The 15,070-nt window shown below is 58.3% G+C and carries 16 protein-coding genes and 1 pseudogene; 12 read left to right on the plus strand and 5 right to left on the minus strand.

What is annotated here, in order from left to right:
• Positions 1-170 precede the first annotated feature (170 nt).
• From acs to AC1DRJ_RS09575, 4 genes are all read left to right on the plus strand, one after another.
• Complete coding sequence (gene acs / locus AC1DRJ_RS09560) at positions 171-2,108, plus strand: acetate--CoA ligase (RefSeq protein WP_477801918.1); 1,938 nt, start codon at positions 171-173, stop codon at positions 2,106-2,108.
• Positions 2,109-2,158: 50 nt separating this feature from the next.
• The gene (locus tag AC1DRJ_RS09565; protein WP_477801919.1) at positions 2,159-3,031 is read left to right on the plus strand and encodes an oxygenase MpaB family protein; all 873 of its coding nucleotides are present in this window, start codon (positions 2,159-2,161) and stop codon (positions 3,029-3,031) included.
• Positions 3,032-3,206: 175 nt separating this feature from the next.
• Entirely contained in the window at positions 3,207-4,223 is a 1,017-nt protein-coding gene (locus tag AC1DRJ_RS09570) for a class I SAM-dependent rRNA methyltransferase (protein ID WP_477801920.1), read from the plus strand.
• Between the two features lie 60 nt (positions 4,224-4,283).
• A complete protein-coding gene (locus AC1DRJ_RS09575; protein ID WP_477801921.1) occupies positions 4,284-7,268 on the plus strand; it encodes a DUF748 domain-containing protein in 2,985 nt (994 codons plus the stop codon).
• Between the two features lie 224 nt (positions 7,269-7,492).
• Here AC1DRJ_RS09575 and AC1DRJ_RS09580 read toward each other — a convergent pair whose 3' ends face one another.
• Together AC1DRJ_RS09580 and AC1DRJ_RS09585 are read right to left on the minus strand one after the other, a co-directional pair.
• Positions 7,493-7,846 (minus strand): BON domain-containing protein, encoded by a 354-nt coding sequence (locus AC1DRJ_RS09580; protein ID WP_477801922.1) that lies wholly within the window; start codon positions 7,844-7,846, stop codon positions 7,493-7,495.
• 307 nt (positions 7,847-8,153) lie between these two features.
• Complete coding sequence (locus AC1DRJ_RS09585) at positions 8,154-8,576, minus strand: pilin (RefSeq protein ID WP_477801923.1); 423 nt, start codon at positions 8,574-8,576, stop codon at positions 8,154-8,156.
• 232 nt (positions 8,577-8,808) lie between these two features.
• On the opposite strand from AC1DRJ_RS09585, the gene AC1DRJ_RS09590 reads away from it, so the two are divergent.
• Genes AC1DRJ_RS09590 through yacG form a run of 4 tightly spaced genes read left to right on the plus strand, consistent with a single transcriptional unit; the run spans position 8,809 to position 11,717 of the window.
• The gene (locus AC1DRJ_RS09590; protein ID WP_477801924.1) at positions 8,809-10,026 is read left to right on the plus strand and encodes a type II secretion system F family protein; all 1,218 of its coding nucleotides are present in this window, start codon (positions 8,809-8,811) and stop codon (positions 10,024-10,026) included.
• 1 nt (position 10,027) lies between these two features.
• Complete coding sequence (locus AC1DRJ_RS09595) at positions 10,028-10,900, plus strand: prepilin peptidase (RefSeq protein WP_477801925.1); 873 nt, start codon at positions 10,028-10,030, stop codon at positions 10,898-10,900.
• Complete coding sequence (gene coaE, locus AC1DRJ_RS09600) at positions 10,897-11,520, plus strand: dephospho-CoA kinase (protein WP_477801926.1); 624 nt, start codon at positions 10,897-10,899, stop codon at positions 11,518-11,520. Before AC1DRJ_RS09595 ends, coaE begins: the two co-directional genes overlap by 4 nt.
• A complete protein-coding gene (yacG, locus tag AC1DRJ_RS09605; protein WP_477801927.1) occupies positions 11,517-11,717 on the plus strand; it encodes a DNA gyrase inhibitor YacG in 201 nt (66 codons plus the stop codon). The genes coaE and yacG overlap by 4 nt, the downstream gene beginning before the upstream one ends.
• Positions 11,718-11,720: 3 nt before the next feature.
• Here the strand turns inward: yacG and AC1DRJ_RS09610 are convergent, their stop codons facing one another.
• From AC1DRJ_RS09610 to AC1DRJ_RS09620, 3 genes are all read right to left on the minus strand, one after another.
• Positions 11,721-11,936 (minus strand): hypothetical protein, encoded by a 216-nt coding sequence (locus tag AC1DRJ_RS09610; RefSeq protein WP_477801928.1) that lies wholly within the window; start codon positions 11,934-11,936, stop codon positions 11,721-11,723.
• Between the two features lie 63 nt (positions 11,937-11,999).
• Positions 12,000-12,689 carry an energy-coupling factor ABC transporter permease gene (locus AC1DRJ_RS09615; RefSeq protein ID WP_477801929.1) on the minus strand — a complete coding sequence of 230 codons (690 nt, stop codon included), beginning with the start codon at positions 12,687-12,689 and terminating at the stop codon, positions 12,000-12,002.
• A complete protein-coding gene (locus tag AC1DRJ_RS09620; RefSeq protein ID WP_477801931.1) occupies positions 12,686-13,153 on the minus strand; it encodes an FAD/FMN-containing dehydrogenase in 468 nt (155 codons plus the stop codon). Before AC1DRJ_RS09620 ends, AC1DRJ_RS09615 begins: the two co-directional genes overlap by 4 nt.
• Positions 13,154-13,282: 129 nt before the next feature.
• Between AC1DRJ_RS09620 and AC1DRJ_RS09625 the strand changes: the two genes are divergently transcribed.
• The 4 genes and pseudogenes from AC1DRJ_RS09625 to AC1DRJ_RS09640 form a co-directional block, all read left to right on the plus strand.
• Positions 13,283-13,909 (plus strand): DUF1780 domain-containing protein, encoded by a 627-nt coding sequence (locus tag AC1DRJ_RS09625; RefSeq protein ID WP_007942303.1) that lies wholly within the window; start codon positions 13,283-13,285, stop codon positions 13,907-13,909.
• Positions 13,906-14,433, plus strand: a complete 528-nt coding sequence (locus AC1DRJ_RS09630) for an MOSC domain-containing protein (protein ID WP_477801930.1) — start codon at positions 13,906-13,908, stop codon at positions 14,431-14,433. The genes AC1DRJ_RS09625 and AC1DRJ_RS09630 overlap by 4 nt, the downstream gene beginning before the upstream one ends.
• A gap of 50 nt (positions 14,434-14,483) precedes the next feature.
• On the plus strand, positions 14,484-14,657 hold the full coding sequence (locus tag AC1DRJ_RS09635; protein WP_150782043.1) for a DUF3094 domain-containing protein: 174 nt from the start codon (positions 14,484-14,486) through the stop codon (positions 14,655-14,657).
• A gap of 60 nt (positions 14,658-14,717) precedes the next feature.
• Positions 14,718-15,070: pseudogene (locus tag AC1DRJ_RS09640) on the plus strand (FAD-dependent oxidoreductase); the annotation flags it as partial.

The following is a 15,070-nucleotide window of genomic DNA, read 5'->3' on the forward strand; positions in this document are numbered from 1 at the left end:
CCCTGTGGGTATGTCATTCAACGATGATGTTGACTGATCCACCGCAATCGCGAGCAGGCTCACTCCTACAGTTGTTTTGTGAACCCCTCTAGTTCAGCGTCCCGACTTGAACCCATCCACTACTCGGCGCATCTTTATTACTTGTCGCAAAACAAGAATAAGGAACCGTCATGTTCGATATCAGCACGTTCCCCAAAGCCGATGCCGTGCGCCGGGCTGCGAATTTAAGTCAAGACGACTATCACCGCCTGTATCGCGAATCCATCGAACACCCCACTACCTTCTGGGCCGAACAAGCCACGCGCTTTCTCGATTGGTTCAAGCCGTGGGACACCGTCCAGCGCTACAACCTGAATATCGGCGAAGCCAGCTGGTTTGCCGGCGGCAAGTTGAACGTCAGTTACAACTGCATCGACCGTCATCTGGAACAGCGCGGCGATCAGGTCGCGATCATCTGGGAAGGCGACGACCCCGCCGAATCCGCGCAAATCACTTACAAAAAACTCCATCACAACGTCTGTCGCCTGGCCAACGTACTCAAAAGCCGTGGCGTGAAGAAAGGCGATCGCGTCTGCATTTACATGCCGATGATCCCCGAAGCCGCTTACGCCATGCTCGCCTGCACGCGAATCGGTGCAGTGCATTCGGTGGTCTTTGGCGGATTCTCCCCGGACTCTGTGCGCGACCGGATTCTTGATGCCGATTGCCGCACCGTGATCACCGCCGACGAAGGCGTGCGCGGGGGCAAAGTCGTGCCCCTGAAGGAAAAAGTCGACAAGGCGCTGGAGAGTTGCCCGAACGTCAGTACGGTGATCGTGGTCGAGCGCACACAAGGCGAAGTGAAATGGGTGGAAGGTCGTGACCTTTGGTATCACCACGCCTTGCGCGACGTCAGCGACGATTGCCCGCCGGAGCCGATGGGTGCCGAAGACCCGCTGTTCATCCTCTACACCTCCGGCAGCACCGGAAAACCCAAGGGCGTGCTGCACACCACCGGCGGTTACCTGCTGCAAGCCGCGATGACTTTCAAATACGTGCTCGACTACCGCGATGACGAAGTGTTCTGGTGCACCGCCGATGTCGGCTGGGTCACCGGCCACAGTTACATCGTCTACGGTCCGCTGGCCAACGGCGCGACCACGCTGATCTTCGAAGGCGTGCCGAGTTATCCGAGCAGCTCGCGCTTCTGGCAGGTCATCGACAAACACCACGTCAACATTTTCTACACGGCGCCGACCGCACTGCGTTCGCTGATGCGCGAAGGGCCAGAACCGTTGAAGGAAACTTCGCGGGCCAGCCTCAGGTTGCTCGGCACTGTCGGTGAGCCGATCAACCCGGAGGCGTGGGAGTGGTACTTCAATGTTGTCGGCGAACAGCGCTGCCCGATTGTCGATACCTGGTGGCAGACCGAAACTGGCGGCATCATGATCAGCCCGCTGGTCAGCGCGCAACGGATCAAACCCGGCTGCGCCACGCAACCGATGTTCGGCGTACAACCGGTGTTGCTCGATGAAACGGGCAAAGAAATCAAAGGCGCCGGCAGCGGCGTGCTGGCGATCAAGTCCAGCTGGCCTGCGCAGATCCGCAGCGTCTACGGCGACCCGCAACGCATGGTCGACACCTATTTCAAACCCTACCCCGGTTACTACTTCACCGGCGACGGCGCACGACGGGACGAGGACGGCGATTACTGGATCACCGGGCGCATCGACGACGTGATCAACGTCTCCGGGCACCGTATCGGCACCGCCGAGGTGGAAAGTGCCCTGGTGCTGCATGACAGCATCGCCGAAGCCGCCGTGGTCGGTTACCCCCACGACCTCAAAGGCCAGGGCATCTACGCCTTCGTCACGCCCATGAACGGCACAGTCCCCGACGACGAACTGAAGAAAGTGCTGCTGGCCCATGTCAGCAAGGAAATCGGCAGCTTCGCCAAACCGGACTTGATCCAATGGGCCCCGGCCTTGCCGAAAACCCGTTCGGGCAAGATCATGCGACGTATCCTGCGCAAAATCGCCTGCAACGAACTGGACACGTTGGGTGATACGTCGACCTTGGCCGACCCGAGCGTTGTTCAGGATCTGGTCGATAAACGCCTGAACCAATAAGCCGCGCGCGGTCAGCAATGGCCGCGTTTTATTTTCGCCACTGAGTCGCCATGGAATTCATCCGTACCCGCATCGAAACCCAGATCATGAGCCTGACCGGTCTGTCCCTCGGCAAGCTCGATCTGGAAAATCCCAAGGGCGATCCCGGCCTGTTCGGCCCCGACTCGGTGAGTTGGCAAGTGCATGGCGATTTCAGCAGCATGCTGATCGGCGGCATCAGTGCTCTGATGCTGCAAGCCTTGCATCCATTGGCCCTGGCAGGGGTCTGGGATCATTCGAATTTTCGCGAGGACATGCTTGGCCGCCTGCGTCGCACCRGGCAGTTTATCTCCGGCACCACGTTTGGCTCACGAAAGGATGCCGACTGGCTGATCGAGAAAGTCCGCACCATCCACCTGCAAGTGACGGGCAATGCGCCGGACGGGCGCCCCTATGCGGCCAGTGATCCGGACCTGCTGACCTGGGTGCATGTGGCCGAGGTCAGTAACTTTCTGGCCGCGCATTTGCGTTATCGCAATCCGAATCTGTCACTGGCCGATCAGGACCGTTACTACGGGGAAATCGCGTTGATCGCCGAGCGACTGGGCGCCCGTAATGTGCCCCGCTCGCGGCAAGAAATAGCGAAATACCTTGAGCGCATTCGCCCCCAGTTGCTGTGCGATTCACGCAGCCGCGAAGTCTTGCGACTGTTGCTGAACGCCCCCTCCCCCAGTCGTCTGGCCAAGCCTTTCGGCGGCTTGATGATGCAGGCCGGCATCGATCTGTTACCGGACTGGGCCAGTGACATGCTCGGCGTCAGGCAAAACCCGTTGCAACGTAAATTGATCCGCACCAGCGTCAATCGCAGTGCACCGATGCTGCGCTGGGCGGTGCGCAATGGTTCGGTGCAGCGGGCGAAGCGGAGGATGGGGTTGCTCCCTTGAAAAGCTAAAAGCTTCGCGAGCAAGCCCGCWCCCACASTGKATTTGTGTAGTACCCAAGATAGGTGGCCGACACAAATACACTGTGGGTGCGGGCTTGCTCGCGAAGGCAGCACCTCGGTGTGCTGCCAAACTGTTAAACTCCCGCGCCCAATTCCCTCCTTGCAAGGCGCCCAGCATGTCTTCCTTGAATCAGGCGCTGCGCGCCGCCCTCGAACATCGCCAGGACCTGCTAGCCGAACTGCATCAGCAAGGCACCGATTGCTATCGCCTGTTCCACGGCAGCCAGGAAGGCGCCGGCGGCCTGACCATCGACCGCTATGGCCCGCAGCTGCTGGTGCAAAGCTTTCACCAAGCGCTGGAACGCGACGTGCTGCTGCACCTGCACGAGGCGATCAACCAGCATTTGGGGCTCGACACCCTGCTGGTCTACAACGACCGCTCACGGGGCAATTCGCGCATCGACCGTGAAGACACGGTCTACCGTGCCGATGAGGCGGCGCTGGAGGATTTGGTCGGCCACGAATGGGGTCTGAACTACCGGGTTCGCGGGCGTCACGCCGGTCAGGACCCGCTGCTGTTCCTCGACCTGCGCAATACCCGTGGCTGGGTCAAATCCCACAGCCAAAACAAAAGCGTACTGAACCTGTTTGCGTATACCTGTGGCGTAGGGCTGAGTGCGGCGGCCGGTGGTGCCCGTGAGGTGTGCAACCTGGATTTCGCCGAGGGCAACCTGGCAGTCGGCCGTGAAAACGGTCTGCTCAATCCGCAGTTGCCAGCCATGCAATTCGTCCAGTCCGATTACTTCCCGGCGATCCGTCAACTGGCGGGCCTGCCCATCACTCAACGGCGCGGGCAGAAACTGCCGAGCTACCAACGCCTTGAACAGCGCCAGTACGACCTGGTGCTGCTCGACCCTCCCGCCTGGGCCAAGAGTGCTTTCGGCACCGTCGACCTGCTGCGCGACTACCAGAGCCTGCTCAAGCCCGCGCTGCTGACCACCGCCGACAATGGCGTGCTGATCTGCTGCAACAACCTGGCAAAGGTCAGCATGGACGACTGGCGCGAACAGGTGCTGCGTTGCGCAGAGAAAGCCGGGCGACCGGTGCGCGAGTGGACGGTGATGACACCTGGCGCTGATTTTCCGTCGATGGATCAGCAGCCGCCGCTGAAAACGCTGATTCTGCAGCTCTGACTTTCCCCCGAAAATTCAGACAATTCCTGCAAAGCGTGGTCATTTCGGAACTGCAATCGCATGCCATACTCCAAGGCACTCCGATCCAGACAGATGAAGCCACACATGCCCAAAGGATTGATTCGCGCCATCGGCGCCTTGTTGACTGCTCTGGCCCTCTACAGCTTGCTGGGGTTTCTGATTTTACCGGGTATCGCGTTGCGGGTTGCCAACCAACAATTGGCCCATTACGCCACGGTGCCCGCCCACCTCCAGCGGATCGAACTCAACCCGTTCAGCCTCGAAGTCACTCTTTGGGGGCTGGTCATCGGCGAGCCGGGCAAAGAGCAGGTAGGCTTCGAACGCCTGTACGCCAACCTGCAACTCGACAGTCTCTGGACCAAGGCCGTGCATTTGTCCGAGATCGAACTGGACAAAGCAAAGACTGAAATTCTCTTCGGCAAGGACGGCCAGCTCAACCTGCTCGGGCTATTCAAACTGCCCACGAGTGAACCGACGCCTGTCGACCCGGACGCCAAGCCGTTTCCGCTGCGCGTGGAGCGGATCAATCTGGTCGACGGCTCGGTGCACTTCCAGGACCTGCGCCCCAGCGAACCCATCGAATTTCTCTACGACAAACTCGATCTTGAGCTGAAACACCTCAGCACCCTGCCCGACGACAGCGCCGACATGACGTTGGTGGCCATTGGACCGGCCGGTGGGCAAGTCGACTGGACCGGCAACTTCAGCCTGATCCCACTCGCCTCCGAAGGTAAGCTGAAAATCACTGACGGCAAAATGAAATCCTTTTGGCCTTACGTGCGCGACGCGGTGCCATTGGATCTCGAAAGTGGCGTCCTCAGCCTCAGCACCGACTACAAACTCAACCTGTCCAAAAAAACCGAACTGCTCCTGAGTAATCTCGCTGTCAGCGTCGCGCCTTTCGCGATCAAGGCCCCGGACGGCCGACCTTTGGCGAAGCTCGCACGCTTGGACATCAGCGAAACCACTGTCGACCTAGCCAAGCAACTCGTGGTGGTCGGCAAGATTCGCAGCCAAAAGCTGGAAACCTGGGCCGCCCTCGAGGCCGACGGGCAACTCGACTGGCAGAAGCTGTTCGCCAGCCAGCCGTCCAAACCCGCCGCCAAGGCCAAGGCTGAACCCGCCAGTACGCCAGCGGCAGCCGACTCACCGCAACCTGACCCGACACCACCGGGCAAACCGTGGCAAGTGTTGATCAAAGACGTGCAATTGCGTGATTCCCAGGTGCACCTGGCCGACCGCAAGGCGCAACCCGCAGTGGCGCTGGAAGTCGGACCGTTGAATCTGGATCTACAGAACTTCGACAGCCTTAACGGTTCGCCTTTTAATCTCAAGCTCGACACCGGCGTGGGCAAACAAGGCAAGATTCTGGCTGATGGCGTGGTCAATCTCGCCCCGGTCAGCGCCAAGCTGAAGGTGCAGACTAAAGACATCGACCTGCGTGTCGCCCAGTCGTACATCACCCCATTCATGCGCCTGGAACTGCGTAGCGGTATGCTCGGCAGTGATCTGGCGGTCGATCTGAAAAGCACTGAACCGTTGGCATTCAGCGTCACTGGACGCGCTCAAGTCGATCAGTTACATACCCTCGACACCCTTAAAACCCGCGACTTCCTCAAGTGGCAACAGCTGGTGCTCGAAGGCCTGAACTATCAGCACGGTGACAGCCTGTCGATCGACAAGGTCAACCTGTTCCAGCCTTATGCCCGCTTCATGATCAACGAAGATCGCACCACCAACATCGATGACCTGTTGATCCCGCAACCGCCCGATACCGGCGCAAAAACCACAGCCGCCAAACCGGCCAGCAACAACAAACCACTGGGCATTCACATCGGCGGCATCGCCATCAACGACGGTTCGGGCAACTTCGCCGACTTCAGCCTGACACCGAACTTCGCCACCGCCGTGCAACAGCTCAACGGGCAGATCGGCACCATTGACAGTCGCCAGGCGAAACCAGCCAGCGTGGATATAAAGGGCAAGGTCGATCGTTATGCGCCAGTGACTATCAAGGGCGCGGTCAATCCGTTCGACCCGATGGCCAGCCTGGACATCGCCACCAGTTTCAAACGTGTGGAACTGACCACGCTTACCCCCTACTCCGGCAAGTTTGCCGGCTACCGCATCCGCAAGGGCCGGCTCAATCTCGACCTGCATTACATAATCACCAAAGGCCAGCTCAAAGCCGAAAACAAAGTGGTGGTCGAGCAACTGCAGTTGGGGGAAAAGGTCGACAGCCCGGATGCCGTGAGCTTGCCGCTGAAACTGGCGATTGCCTTGCTCAAGGATGTGGATGGCAAAATTTCCATCGAATTGCCCGTTACTGGCGATCTCAATAATCCGCAGTTCAACGTCATGCCGATTGTCTGGCAAACCCTGCGCAACCTGATCGTCAAAGCGGCCGCAGCGCCGTTCAAAATGATTGGCGGACTGGTCAGTGGTGGTGGTTCCGAAGACTTGGGCACCGTATCGTTCGCACCGGGCTCAAGCAATTTGAGCCCGGAAACCGAAGGTGCGTTGGTCAAACTGTCCCAAGCCTTGAAGGAACGTCCGGCCCTACGTCTGGAAATCGAAGGCACGGCCGCCGCCAGCAGTGACGGCCCACTCATTGCCGAGCAACGCCTGGAGCGTGAATACCAGTACAACTACTACAAAATGCTCCAGCGTCGCGGCGACAAAGTCCCGGCCCAGGCTTCATTGCTGGTGGTCCCGGAAGACGAGAAAGGCGCGCTGCTGGAAGGCATCTACCGCACGCGTCTGAAGACACAGCCACCGGTTGAATGGAAGGACTTGGGCAAGGAAGAACGCACGGTCAAAATGCGCGCCGACGTGATCAAGTTCTGGAGTACCAGTGACGTGCTGTTGCGTCAGTTGGGGCAGGATCGTGCCAGCAGCATCAAGGACTATCTGGTGGACAAAGGCCAGCTCGCCGACGACCGTGTGTACTTCATCGACACCACTCTTGGCAAAGCAGAAAGTGATGGTCGGGTGGTGACTCCGTTGCATCTGGATGCGGAGTGATGCCGAAAGATCGCTGAGTAGCAAGTGAACACCAAAACCTTGAGGCTCACTCCCACAGTTCTATTGGGTTGCCCAAATAGAACAGGCCCCTGACATCATGTCGGGGGCCTGTAATGGCCACATCCCTATGGCCGTTCGCATGAACTCCTAATCCTGAGAAGTGGCAGACGTATTACTCAGCCCGCCCGCCACACCTTCTCCCGGTCCAGGCGAGAAGTCTTGCCTTAGTCGGCTTTCAGGCCGTCAGCGGAAACCGCTGTTACGCCTTTGATTTTCTTGGTAATCGCCACAGCGGTGGCTTTCTGAGCGTCAGTCACTGCAACAGTGGACGACAGGGACACTACACCTTTGTTGGTTTCGACTTTGATATCGGTACCAGGAATGCCTTTTTCGGTCAGCAGGTCGCTTTTGACTTTGGTCGTGATCCAGGTGTCGGAAGTAGCTTCCTGTGCCTTGTCAATTTCACCCGAAGCCAATGTCATCGGTGCTTGAGTGGCAGTGGTCTGCGCGAATGCAGCGTTGGCCAGAGTCAGGGTCAGCGCGGTAGCAGTAGCGGCAGCGATAGCGAACTTCTTCATACGTGTAACTCCTGTTTTTCTTGAAAGTCTGCTGGTTGTCTTCTCAGCAGGGTTACCAGGTATATTGCGAACGCTGTGCCAACTTTGAAACACACGACAAATCGTTATAAATCAATATGTTATAAATATGAGGAATTTTCGAAATCATGCAAAATGCATGACCTGTAAAAACTCTGCATGCAACTTGCGGGTTTTCTCAAAGTTCCTAACACTCTGAATTTTTTGTCTTTTTTCGCAGAAACACGGTATTCGACAAACAAAAAAAGCCCCGCGACCAAAGCAGCGGGGCCGTACTGGATTTCAGCGTTTACGAGGCGGAACTGGTGCAGCCTTTAGGCAAGTAATCCTGGTCAGCGGAACTGACACAAGACCAGCCTTTGGTTGCGTCACGGTTCAACGTAATGGTCTTGCTCAACACTGGCGCCGGGGCATTCAAAATCGTGCAGATGATGGCGCCATTGCCTGTGTCCACAGCACCGGTAACCGCGACGGCGCAATTGCTGGTCGCGGCATTCCCCGCCGGCGCCACGTTGGCAACCGTTGGCGCCTCGCCTTGGTTGATCACATCTTCATAGGGCACCTTCATGGCGGAAATCTCGGCCAGACCTGCCGTCAGCTTCGCCCTGGCCTGATATTTGGAATACATCGGCAGCGCAAACGTCGCAAGAATCCCGATGATTGCCACGACGATCAGCAGTTCGATCAGGGTAAAACCTTTCTGAGTCTTCATAGACAAGCTCCATGCATGAGTCGAAAGCTCATGATCTGAAAGAGCATCAGCACAGCCCATGCCAAGCGCCACGGCCCCTGTTCGCGGGGCGCCGAGTCGAATCAATGACCGTTCCTCCCCCCAGTTACCGCACTATCTGACACTTTTTGTCACCTCACGCCGCGGGTTTGGCTCAGCGCCTTGACTAGGCTATAAGCCATGAAGAATTCAATCGGGTCACCAAGGACTGAACATGTCGGTCAAAGCAGCAAAAACAAATGTCTACGCCTGGGAAGGCACAGACAGGAAAGGCGCCAGAATGACCGGCGAATTGAGCGGCCAAAACCCGGCGTTGATCAAGGCCCAACTGCGCAAGCAAGGCATCAACCCCGGTAAGGTGAGCAAGAAATCCGCTTCGATTTTCAATGTCGGCAAACGCATCAAGGCTCAGGACATCGCCCTGTTCACCCGGCAGATGGCGACCATGATGAAAGCCGGCGTACCGCTGTTGCAGTCGTTCGACATTATCGGTGAAGGCTTCGATAACCCGGCCATGCGCAAACTGGTGGACGAGTTGAAACAAGAAGTCGCGGCGGGCAACAGCTTCGCCGCGTCCCTGCGTAAAAAGCCGCAATATTTCGATGAGCTCTACTGCAACCTGGTGGATGCCGGCGAGCAGGCCGGCGCCCTCGATACGTTGCTGGAACGGGTGGCGACCTATAAGGAAAAGAGCGAAAGCCTCAAGGCAAAAATCAAGAAAGCCATGACCTACCCACTGGCCGTGGTGTTCGTCGCGATCATTGTRACAGGGATTCTGCTGGTCAAGGTGGTGCCGCAGTTCGAGTCGGTGTTCAAAGGTTTTGGTGCCGAACTGCCGGCGTTCACGGTGATGGTCATCGGCCTGTCCGCATTCATGCAGCACTGGTGGTGGGTGATGCTCGGTGTGCTGATCGCGGCGATTTGCGGAGTGCGCCACGCCTTCAAAAAATCCCCGGGCTTTCGCGACTGGCTGGACACCTGGCTGTTGAAGCTGCCACTGATTGGCACGTTGATGTACAAGTCAGCGGTGGCTCGCTACGCACGAACGCTGTCGACCACCTTTGCCGCCGGCGTGCCATTGGTCGAAGCGCTGGAATCCGTGGCCGGCGCGACCGGCAATATCGTGTTCAAGCGTGCGGTGCTGCGCATCAAGCAGGACGTGTCGAGCGGCATGCAGCTGAATTTTTCCATGCGCACTTGCGGTGTGTTTCCCAACATGGCGATTCAAATGACAGCCATTGGTGAAGAGTCCGGCACACTGGATGACATGCTCGACAAAGTCGCGAAGTTCTACGAAGACGAAGTCGACAACATGGTGGATAACCTCACCAGCCTGATGGAACCATTCATCATGGTCGTGCTGGGTGTTATCGTCGGGGGCCTGGTGGTTGCGATGTACTTGCCCATCTTTCAACTCGGCTCAGCGATCTGACATGCCTTTGAATGAAATTCTGACCGTTTACCCGGCGTTCTTCGTGGCCCTCGCATTAGTGGTGGGCCTGGTCGTGGGCAGCTTTCTGAATGTGCTGATCTGGCGCCTGCCGAAAATGCTTGACCGCGAATGGCGGCTGCAAGCCCATGACGTGCTGGGTGTACCGCCCGAAGCGCCTGGCCCGACCTACAACTTGATGCTGCCCCACTCCCACTGCCCGCAGTGCGATCATCAAATTCGCCAGTGGGAAAACATTCCGCTGTTCAGCTACCTGTTTTTACGGGGGCGATGCTCGAACTGCGCCGCACCGATCAGCAAGCGCTATCCGCTGACTGAACTGGCCTGTGGCTTGCTCTCGGCGTTTATCGCCTGGCATTTCGGTTTCGGCTGGCAGGCCTGCATGGTGCTGGTCCTGACTTGGGGCTTGCTGGCGATGAGCCTGATCGACGCCGAGCATCAACTGCTGCCAGATGTGCTGGTGCTGCCGCTGTTATGGCTGGGGCTGATCGTCAACAGTTTCGGGGTCTTCGTGTCTTTGCATGAAGCGCTGTGGGGGGCGGTGACCGGGTACATGGCATTGTGGTCGGTTTTCTGGCTATTCAAACTGCTCACCGGCAAAGACGGGATGGGCCACGGTGATTTCAAGTTATTGGCCATGCTCGGGGCGTGGGGTGGCTGGCAAATTTTGCCGCTGACGATCCTGCTGTCATCACTCGTGGGCGCCATTCTCGGGCTGATTTTGTTGCGTCTGAGCAACACAAAAGCCTCGTCACCAATCCCCTTCGGCCCCTATCTGGCGATTGCCGGCTGGATTGCCTTGCTCTGGGGTGGTCAAATAACCGACTTCTATTGGCAGTTTGTCGGTTTGAAATGAATACCCCTGTGGAAAAACCCTGGATTCTCGGCCTGACCGGCGGCATCGGCAGCGGCAAAAGCGCGGCAGCCCAACACTTCATCGACCTGGGCATCCACGTCGTGGACGCCGATCACGCAGCGCGCTGGGTGGTGGAACCGGGTCGCCCGGCGCTAGCCGCCATCGCCGAACACTTCGGCCCCGGCGTGCTGCAAGCCGACGGAGCACTGGACCGTGCGGCCCTGCGCGCATTGATCTTTGAGGTCCCGGAGCAGCGCCGGTGGCTCGAAAGCTTGTTGCATCCGTTGATCGGTGAAGAAATCGCGCACAATCTGGCCAAGGCACAATCGCCCTACGCGATTCTGGTTTCGCCACTACTGATCGAGTCCGGGCAGACCGCCATAACCCAACGGGTCCTGGTGATCGATGCCCCGCAACAATTACAAATCGAACGCACCTTGCAGCGTGACCAGACCACGGAACAACAGGTCCAGGCGATCCTCAAGGCCCAATCCAGCCGTCAGGACCGCGTGAGCCATGCCGACGATGTGGTGGTCAACGACCGCGACCTCGCCTGGCTGCACAGCGAGGTCGAACGCCTGCATCACTTTTACCTTACTTTGCGTGGAGGCCAGTCATGAGCCAGACCCCAACCGTCCTATGTCCAACCTGTGGGGCGCCAGTTGAATGGAGTGCCGATAGCACCTTCCGGCCTTTCTGCTCGGATCGCTGCAAACTGATCGACCTCGGGGCGTGGGCATCGGAAGAGCACAAGATTCCGGTCAGCCCGGACGCCGAGGACGACCTGTTCAGCGAAGACTTCGAACCGCGTCACTGAGATTCAGGGCCGCATAAAACCGTAGTCTTGGTCGTCATCGAGGTTTTCCGCGAGAAAACGCAACTCGTCGGCCAGGTCTTCGGTACTGCGCACTGTCTTGCTTTGCTGTACTACTGCGCTGAGCAAGGCGCGCAGGCTCAAGCCCGGATCAAACCCAGCCTCCTTCGCTCCATCCAGACTCTGACACAATTCCTGCCTCGCCCACTCGTAGACACTCATACCCATGCTCCCGAAGGTTTTATCGAGCATGCGTTCGCCGGCGAAAAACCGATTTGATGTGGATCAAGACTTCGGATCGTCGTCTTTCCAAGGGGCAGAAAGGTAGCGCGTACGATTGAACGTCTCCAGCCATTCAGGGCTGAACACCACCAGCGCACTGACAATCATGCCGTTGATAAACGCTTCCGGGAAAATCAGCAGCCACAGATAACCGACAAAATCTTCCAGCCAATACGGCATGACAAAACGCTCGTCGAACCACAGCACCCACAACGCCAGCAGCAGGCACAACAACGCCGACAGCGCCGCCGCAAAAAAACCGGAACAGAAGATATACACAAAGGGATTACGCGGTTGCGCCCGCTCCACCAGGATGGCGATGCATTCAGTGACCAGCACCGGCAGCAAAATCAGCAGCGCCCCGTTCACACCAACGGCGGCCAGGTCCTGACGCCCCAGCAGCACCAGCCCGAACTGCGCAATCAAACCGCCGACAATTGCCAACGGCCAATCCAGCAGCAAGGTCACGGCGGTCATGCCGATGAAGTGATATGACACGCCGGTATCGAAATCCCGTCGTACCAGCCACAACAAAAACAACGCGAACACCGTGCCGAACAGCAAATGCTGGCGGCGGCTGTCTGTGAATAGCTCAACCCAGGGCGCACGCCAGATAGCCCAGAGCAGCACGGGCACATAGATCAGCCAGCCGACTATCAGCGTCTGCGGTGACAGCAACTCTGCGCCGATCATGGCCGGGCCTTATCCAGCGCCTCATGCAGCTGCGCGGCCGTGGCAAATTCGTGTTGTGCCAACAATTGGCCGTCCTTGAGTTGCAGCCACAGTACTTTGTCCTCAGGCCCGGGGTAGCGCGGCGCCACGCGTCCATCACGGTCCAGCATTACCCGGTAGGAATAATCGCGCATGGCCGGAACGGCAAACATCTTCGCGATCAACCTTGGCATGCGCTGAATGTCCGCCAAAAATACAACGTGCCGCGACTCCAGATAACCCTTGGGCTGGCCTTGCAGTGCAGTCTCAACCAGTTTGGCGGCGTCCATGCTTCGCGCCACCAGCAACGTCTGGGTCTGATTATTGAGCGTGAAAGCCTGGTCGTACTGATCTAGCAAGGTCCAGGGCGCCAGTCGCTCGCCCACTTCCAATGCCTGGGCCCACAAGGGCAAAACACTGAGCAGCACCACCGGCCAATATTTCACATTCACCCCCTTGTCCTATCGCTTCTGCGTGATGACCATCAGTCTACACCGCCCTTTCAGACTGCCCAGTCACGTCCATTGCCGGTAAACGCTTTCAGCTTGTCGCATTTGAACGCTAAGCTTGGGCTTATGGATGACTCAGATTATTTACGCCTGCTGACCATCGCGGCCGAGCAAGCCAACGCGTTCCTGTCCAATGCCCGCAAATGGGAGCGGGAGCGTTGGGTGTGCCAGCGCCTGCTGCAAGGCTTGAACATTCCCTACCGCGCCGACGAATTCGCCCCGGCCGGCGAGCCGCCGGACGTTTTGTTTCGAGAGGCGAATTTCGAGGTGTTCTTCGTGCTCGATGAGGGCCGAAGACTGAACGACGAATGGCGCGACGAACTGCAACGTCGGCGCAGTGCGTTTTCCCTGAGCCAGTTGGTTCGACGCGAAGCCAAACCCAAACGCATCCCCGCCAATGAGTTTTTGCTGCGACTGGCGCCGACCTTGCGCAAAAAAGCGCACAACTACAAAGAACGCGGCATGGACCTGGGGGAACTCGATATCATCGCCTTCGCCAGCCTCAAGCGCGAAGTGCTGGACCTCAACAGTCATTTCCCGCCGCCTACCGAGTACCTGCGCCAAGGGTGGCGCTCGTTGTCACTGGTCGGTCCGACGTTCGCCCGGGTGCTGTTCGCGCACCCGGATGCACCGGACTTCCTGCGCAGCAACCTGGGGCGCAGCATCGTCTTCGATGTCGGAATCAGCCTGTGAGCCCATTGCAGGAATTGATCGCGCAAGTCCCGCAAACCGGCCGCGTACGCTGGATCGGCGTACGACCGGAACCTCACATACCGATGATCGAACTGGATGCGGTGGAAGCGCGACTCGAAGCCGGTCTGACCGGCGATCGAGCCCGCCCCGGTCTACGTAACGCGCGGCAGGTGACGTTGATTCAGTGGGAGCATCTGGCGGTGATCAGTTCGCTGATGGGCCGCACGGACGATCAGCCGGTGTTACCTAAGGATTTACGGCGCAACCTCGTTATCAGCGGTATCAACCTGTTCAGCCTCAAGGGTCGGCGCTTCCGGATCGGCCAGGCCATTTTCGAAACCACCGGCTGGTGCCAGCCTTGTGCGCGCCTTGAAAACAACCTCGGTCCCGGGACCTTTCAGGCCGTGCGCGGACATGGCGGAATCACTGCCCGAGTGTTACAAAGTGGCATCATTCGCCTGGACGACACGGTGAGCGTCGAGCCCATCCCGGACAGCGGCTATGCTCCGTTCAACGTTCGTTAAATCAGCCTGTAGCTTCTATACATTCAGCAACGTCTACCGACGAGGCCTTTATGACCAGCCGCCTGAACCCCGACGACCAAAAGCGTGTCGAAGAGTACCTGCACTTGTCCCAGCACCAAGTCGAGCGCCGACCTTTCCGGCCGTGGATGCTCCTGGTGGTGGTATTGGCAGTGACCATTGGTCTGGGCCTGTTGAGCCGATTTATCAGTTACCTGACGCTATGAGCTGCCTCGCGCTCGCTCGGTTAACTGCACCGATTTCTTTTAGCCTTGCGAGATATCCCCATGACTCATCGTATTGTCATCGTTGGCGGCRGCGCCGGCGGTCTGGAGTTGGCTACCCGTCTGGGTAAGACTCTGGGCAAGCGCGGCACCGCCAGCGTGATGCTGGTCGACGCGAACCTGACCCACATCTGGAAACCGCTGTTGCACGAAGTGGCAGCCGGGTCGCTGAACTCTTCCGAAGACGAACTCAACTATGTTGCCCAAGCCAAATGGAACCACTTCGAGTTTCAGCTGGGGCGCATGAGCGGGCTCGATCGCACGCTGAAAAAAATCCAGCTGGCCGCCACATATGACGAAGCAGGCCTGGAACTGGTGCCCGCCCGTGAAGTGGGTTACGACTCGCTGGTGATTTC

The organism is Pseudomonas sp. P5_B2, from assembly GCF_056400445.1.

What these genes read in the sequence shown, in the direction of transcription:
- AC1DRJ_RS09575 (WP_477801921.1), top strand. Translation starts at nt 4,284, where the DNA reads ATGCCATACTCCAAGGCACTCCGATCCAGACAGATGAAGCCACACATG.
- yacG (WP_477801927.1), top strand. Translation starts at nt 11,517, where the DNA reads ATGAGCCAGACCCCAACCGTCCTATGTCCAACCTGTGGGGCGCCAGTT.
- AC1DRJ_RS09635 (WP_150782043.1), top strand. Translation starts at nt 14,484, where the DNA reads ATGACCAGCCGCCTGAACCCCGACGACCAAAAGCGTGTCGAAGAGTAC.
- AC1DRJ_RS09615 (WP_477801929.1), bottom strand. Translation starts at nt 12,689, where the DNA reads ATGATCGGCGCAGAGTTGCTGTCACCGCAGACGCTGATAGTCGGCTGG.
- AC1DRJ_RS09625 (WP_007942303.1), top strand. Translation starts at nt 13,283, where the DNA reads ATGGATGACTCAGATTATTTACGCCTGCTGACCATCGCGGCCGAGCAA.
- AC1DRJ_RS09610 (WP_477801928.1), bottom strand. Translation starts at nt 11,936, where the DNA reads ATGAGTGTCTACGAGTGGGCGAGGCAGGAATTGTGTCAGAGTCTGGAT.
- AC1DRJ_RS09570 (WP_477801920.1), top strand. Translation starts at nt 3,207, where the DNA reads ATGTCTTCCTTGAATCAGGCGCTGCGCGCCGCCCTCGAACATCGCCAG.
- acs (WP_477801918.1), top strand. Translation starts at nt 171, where the DNA reads ATGTTCGATATCAGCACGTTCCCCAAAGCCGATGCCGTGCGCCGGGCT.
- AC1DRJ_RS09595 (WP_477801925.1), top strand. Translation starts at nt 10,028, where the DNA reads ATGCCTTTGAATGAAATTCTGACCGTTTACCCGGCGTTCTTCGTGGCC.
- AC1DRJ_RS09580 (WP_477801922.1), bottom strand. Translation starts at nt 7,846, where the DNA reads ATGAAGAAGTTCGCTATCGCTGCCGCTACTGCTACCGCGCTGACCCTG.
- coaE (WP_477801926.1), top strand. Translation starts at nt 10,897, where the DNA reads ATGAATACCCCTGTGGAAAAACCCTGGATTCTCGGCCTGACCGGCGGC.
- AC1DRJ_RS09585 (WP_477801923.1), bottom strand. Translation starts at nt 8,576, where the DNA reads ATGAAGACTCAGAAAGGTTTTACCCTGATCGAACTGCTGATCGTCGTG.